Origin of the sequence: Bradyrhizobium sp. 137, assembly GCF_023074095.1 — a bacterium.
GTDB lineage: Bacteria > Pseudomonadota > Alphaproteobacteria > Rhizobiales > Xanthobacteraceae > Bradyrhizobium.
In genome coordinates, this window is record NZ_JADPKU010000070.1 from 1 (window position 1) to 5,377 (window position 5,377).

Annotated in this window: 3 protein-coding genes and 1 pseudogene; 1 reads left to right on the plus strand and 3 read right to left on the minus strand. The window is 57.7% G+C overall.

All coding sequences use genetic code 11. From position 1 onward, the window contains the following. Window positions 1-411 (minus strand): transposase (locus IVA78_RS22930; protein WP_247464310.1); only part of this gene is annotated, 411 nt, incomplete at its 3' end. Window positions 412-1,531: 1,120 nt separating this feature from the next. Here IVA78_RS22930 and IVA78_RS22935 point away from each other — a divergent pair. Beyond that, window positions 1,532-2,905, plus strand: coding sequence for an aspartate aminotransferase family protein (locus IVA78_RS22935; RefSeq protein ID WP_247468097.1), 1,374 nt, complete (start codon window positions 1,532-1,534; stop codon window positions 2,903-2,905). Between the two features lie 309 nt (window positions 2,906-3,214). Here the strand turns inward: IVA78_RS22935 and IVA78_RS22940 are convergent, their stop codons facing one another. Both IVA78_RS22940 and IVA78_RS22945 read right to left on the minus strand, forming a co-directional pair. Further along, window positions 3,215-3,469 carry a hypothetical protein gene (locus IVA78_RS22940; RefSeq protein ID WP_247468099.1) on the minus strand — a complete coding sequence of 85 codons (255 nt, stop codon included), beginning with the start codon at window positions 3,467-3,469 and terminating at the stop codon, window positions 3,215-3,217. Window positions 3,470-4,781: 1,312 nt separating this feature from the next. Next, window positions 4,782-4,910: pseudogene (locus IVA78_RS22945) on the minus strand (ATP-binding protein); the annotation flags it as partial. Window positions 4,911-5,377: the final 467 nt, after the last annotated feature.

Consider the following 5,377-nt stretch of genomic DNA (forward strand, 5'->3'; position numbering starts at 1 on the left):
CTCGGTCTTGGTGGCAACCGAAAGGCTCTCCTGCAGCAAAGCCTGCAGCTTCTCCTCGCCCATCCGCTGGCGCCAGCGCGTCAGCGAAGAGCGATCGAACACCAATCGGTGCTGGAAGAACTCCTCGCCGCAGAAGAACTGGTAATAGGGGTTCTCCACCCAGCGCTCGCACAGGACCTCGTCGGAGAGGTCGTAGGTGTGCTTGAGGATCGCCAGCCCCGCCATCAGCCGCGTCGGCAATGGCGGCCGGCCCGGCTTGTCCTCGTAGACCGCCCCGAACCGCTGCTCCAGGAACGACCAGTCGATTGTCCCCGCCAGCTTCACCAGCGGGTGCCCCATATCGATGATCGCGTCCAGCCGCGAGCGCAGAAGATCGGTTTGTCCCGTCCCGCGTCGTTCCTTTGGTCGCATCGCTCCCTCCGATGCGACGACGGAATCACGACTCGTGATTCGACGGAATCCTCAAAAATGAAACTGCAAGCTTTTGGGCCGTCAAAGCCCGAAAGTTTGCAATCCCAAAGACCTTCTCGCCCCGAAAACTGATTCTTGATCAACCGCTTGGAGGTTCTTCACGGACGACTACTCATGGCATCAAACCGCGGCGCAGTTAGGCAACAGTTCGATCCGTGCGCTGAGTTGTGTGCTGTGCGGACACACGAAGTACATGGCGTGCCATCTGTCATAGCAGTGTGCGGGCTTCAGAGTTAGACTGCTTCTGATCGAACGAATATGCTTGCTTGTACGTGTTCCGGAAAGGCGGGTACAAGGCCGGCTTCCGACTTCCGACAAAGGCCGCTTGGCGATCACCCAAGCCGGCGGTCGAAATGATGCTCAACAGGATCTCGGACGCCGTACAGCTTTTCACTCTCTTCATCCATCCGATGCAAGCGTTGGCGTGCTGACCGAAATCTAGCGCAAGGCTAAACTTAGCGGCCGAAGACAAAACTATTGTCGGAAGTGCGAATTTGCCGACCGCTGCTGCAGAAAACAAATAGCGGACTTTTTTTGTTCGGGGTCACTTCCAAGTTGATTGGTAGCGACTCCGTTCTCAATAGTTAAAGGCACTATTCTCACCAGAGTAGGTAGTATCTCGATCGTTTATTGGATGTGTACGGTAAGTCAGCAACTCGCCCTGAATGCTGTGATGCAGCTAAACTGAGGGCGCCAGCCGAGCTCGCCACTACGCAGCCGCCAGGTGATGATGCTCCCCCGCAATCCCGAAGCGGCTATCGCGACGCACCCGCGAGGCGCGCCTGCCCAGCACCTCGCCACCATCGGCGCCAGTTTAATGAGGACGTGCCGAATTATGAGGGTGAGGGCACACGCTGAATGTCGGCGGTTCGGTACGAGGGCATCTAACCTAGTCTAAGCTAATTCAGGAGCCGCAATGCTCAAGTTGGCCAGGTGTCAATCCAGGGAAGCCCTCCAGCACTCCCCGACGACTCGCCCAATAGGAGGGCCCGCAAGTATGGCAACGTGACAAGTGTTGCTCTGCTCACCTCAGCAAAATGGCAAAAGAAATGAGGGTATTGTGAACCAGGAGATTGCAGGTTCCGCTCAAGCGGCCGGATGCCCGCATTCTGGGCAGCGGTCTAACGAAAGCTTTACCCGGGCGCGGCTTGTCTTCCCTGACGGCACTTCGCGGGTAACCATTGAGCGAGATCCGACTCCGCTCTATATCGAGCGTGGGATAGGCAGCTACCTGTTCGATGTCGATGGCCGCCGGTTTCTCGACCTCAATTACAACTTTACGACGTTGATCCATGGGCATGCCTTCGGCCCCGTTGTCGAAGCACTAACCCATCAACTTCAGCGTGGCAGCTGCTTCGCAAATCCGACGGAGAGCGAAATCGAACTCGCTGCACTACTTTGCGGCCGCATTCCGCAGGTTGATCGTGTCCGCTTCGTCAATACGGGAACTGAGGCCGTGCTGTTTGCGATCAAAGCTGCGCGGGCCTTCACCGGACGTTCGAAGATTGCCAAGCTCGAGGGCGCCTATCATGGCGCCTATGACTGGGCTGAGGTCAGTCAAGCGGCGACACCGGACAGTTGGGGTGACAAAAGCGAGCCCAAGCCCAATGCCTTATATCGCGGTATGCCTGCGAGCGTGCTCGATGAAGTGGTTGTGGTTCGATTCAATGATGTTGAAGGCGTACGCCGCTTAATATCATCGAATGCGCACGATCTTGCCGCCGTCATTCTGGATCCGATGCCGAGCCGCGGTGGCCTCGTTGCGCCAAAACCTGAGTTCATGGCGGCGGTGCAGGAATCTGCCCGCAAGAACGGGCTTCTTGTGATTGCTGATGAGGTCCTCAATCTTAGGCAGAGTTTTCAGGGGGCTTCCGCACGTTACGGCCTTGTTCCGGACGTCATCACGATGGGCAAGATCATCGGTGGAGGTTTGCCAATAGGAGCAATCGGCGGTCGCGAGGACGTAATGAAGGTATTCGATGCCTCGGCGGGGCGGCCATTGCTTCCGCAAGGCGGTACGTTTTCCGCCAATCCTCTATCCATGACAGCGGGGTTGGTTGCAATGCAGCATCTCGATCAAGGGGCTTTTGCACATCTTGAGATCCTTGGAGGTATTGTCCGGGATGGGATTCGCCGAGCTATCTCAGCCACGGATGCGCCGCTATGTGTGACCGGAGCTGCCTCACTATTCCGCATCCATCCGCGAGCGCAACCCCCGAACGACTACCGCGATAGCTATCCCACGCCTGCTGGAACAACCCTAATGAAGCAGCTCACGCGTTTCTTTGCTGAAAACAGCATCATTCTACCGCAGGCTACCGCTTCGATCTCGACTCCTATGACTCGCGCGGACGCCGAGTTCATCGTCGATGTGTTCGCAGGCTTTCTCGAGAGCCGTCAAGACATATTGGACGCGATAAAGGTACGCAAGTGAACGACACTGTGTCGGCAGTGCTTTTCGGCAATAGCCGATAAATGATCTTTGGCCAGAGGCTACCGTTCGCCGCAATCCTGGTTGGCGAGGCTCAAAGAAGGTGTGTTCAGGAATCCCTCGGGGCTACAGCCACGGGTGACCCCGGCGGTGACAGCGGCCAACGAAGATCCGACTTTGTTCCCGTCCGCTAGGCGCAAGCTCGAGGTCCCTGTTTCACTGCTCGTGTTCGCCCTACAGCCAATCTGCATCCCCACATAAGGGCGTGGCAGTCTGCTTGCAAGGGCTGCAGCAAAGAAGAACCTTTCTCAACTATGCCGATCGGCAGACCGCGCGTCTCTGCGGATCGTGGGGAATATCGAGTTCGATCTCGCGAGATACCTCGAGGATAGCTTCTGGATGTTGGCCATTCTCGCAGAGTGCGTATTTGAGCGCTTGCTCCCGGCTCGCGAACAAGCCACCAAAAATGCCGTTCTGTTCGCGGACGACCCAATCTCCAAAACGATTCTTGCCAACAAAGACCCTCGATCCGGTGGAGCTTCCGGAAAGATATTCAACAAGCTTCATAACCATTGACCATGAGTTTGCAACTTCATCATCTGGTAATCAATCGTCTCGTCGCACAGCGTGAGCGGATCGGTCACTGCGTGTTCTGTTGACGAGAGAGCATCGCCGTTTCGGATGCGAGAGATAGCTGGGGAGGCTTGCTAGTGTGCCCGCCTTTGAGTTGTCCGCTAGCTTCGAGCAGCACGGCGCCATGGCTCCTTGTCTGTTTAGATCTGCTGCACTTTTCTTGCGCCCACAAGGTGCGCCGCGAGCACGACACTGAACGTTCGCCGCCGCAGCGCTGCCAAGCGCAAAAGTGGTCGTTGGTCGGGATTGTCGGCCTAGCTCGCTTGTCGCTTCCAAGCGCGAACTGCACCGGTCCGGCGAGGCACCCGTACGTGGAATTTGTGGGTGTTGGTGGAATAAGTGGATCGTCTGTCGGACTTGGCATCTGCAGTTCCGTTCTTGGACGCTTCAGCAATGGCGGGATCCGTACCACGTTTAGAGAACTGTCACGGCCATCTCGCATGATCGTTGCAGATCGCGGCAACCAATTGCGACGCTCTAGTCGCGAACCATTCGTCCCGAGGCCAAATATACAGCAAACACCAGGCGAGTCGCGCTACCAATTCTAGGGTAAGGCAGGTCTCCTGGAAATAAAGAAACTACCTACTGCATCAGACATCTTTGCTTCTCTTCACCAACAGAACCGAGAAAATGAGCGAACTAGGATTGAAAGCTGGCGAATGCATAAGGAGGACCTTGGGGATACGCGCAAGACTCTCTGGACCGCGTGCTCGCCCCGCCGAAGACGGTAAAAAAATCAGCTAAAGCTTGCGTGTTCAGCGGCGCGCCAAGGTGTTTCGTAGGCCGGCTTGGTTCGTACTGTTAGCCGCAGGGTTTCAGAGCGAGAAAATTGTCCGCGCGAGGCCTCCTTTGCGTCCACTTCTCGTCCAAGCTCTCGATGCGTCATCGCACTGTCGACTGTTCGACGCCGTGCTTAAGACGCTAATGGCGGTCCAAGAATTAGGAATCGGTGGGGTTGGCTTGGCGCCTTCCGAATTCAGTGCGCATTCCAGGGATGGTGATCAGGTGTTCCAGACGATGGTGATCACGGATTCCAGTGATCGTGATCAGGTTCGAAAGCGGACACGACTGACGATTGCATCTGTGCTGGAAATTGTCTCCTGGTCAAGGTTGGCGATTGGTTTGGAGATCGTCCCGGCGGTCCCTGGGAGGGCCCCGTGCGCGGCGCGGAGTGCCCCCACGAGCGACGCAGCGACGCGCGCGGGAGGGGCCTGTGGGCCGGCGGGACGATCGCGCGTGAGGTAGTTCACGTCTTTTTCCTTTCGCTGGCCTGCCGGCGCAGGCTGTCGCCTTTGAGCTCGAGGCGGTGGGCATTGTGAATGATGCGATCCAATATCGCGTCACCGAGAGTGGGATCGCCGAACACGTCAGAGTACCCCTATTCTTGAGCGGGTCGTGTCTCACGTCACGATCACCGACCCGCATCATTTTCTGTTTGGGCACCGCTTGAGGTGCTCAAGGAGCGGTCGGGGCGCGGTCCTGCCTACGTCGTTGTTGCGCTGCCGGACGGCCGGCCGCGGGCGGTTCGGATCGCGTCGACGGATCTTGCCGAGAACGCCGATCACGCCCCACCCGAACGCCGCCGATCTGCCGCGCATCAGTGCACGTACGCTGATCCCATTGATGCAACATTTGAGCGCGAGTCTCAGCCTTCTCGACGAGAAGGTGATTCGCGATGACCCACCGACCGCTTCCAGGTCGCGTTGCGTATCGACCACTGCCGACGTTGGCAAATCCACCCGGCCGCCCGACGGCCGACATTCCGCGCCTGTGGCCGAATCTATCGACCGCGACGCAAACCCAGATCGCTCAAATCCTCGCCACGCTGCTGCGGCGAATGCA

Excerpts from the sequence above, each read along its gene's own strand:
- IVA78_RS22940 (WP_247468099.1), bottom strand. The coding sequence starts at position 3,469 with ATGAAGCTTGTTGAATATCTTTCCGGAAGCTCCACCGGATCGAGGGTC.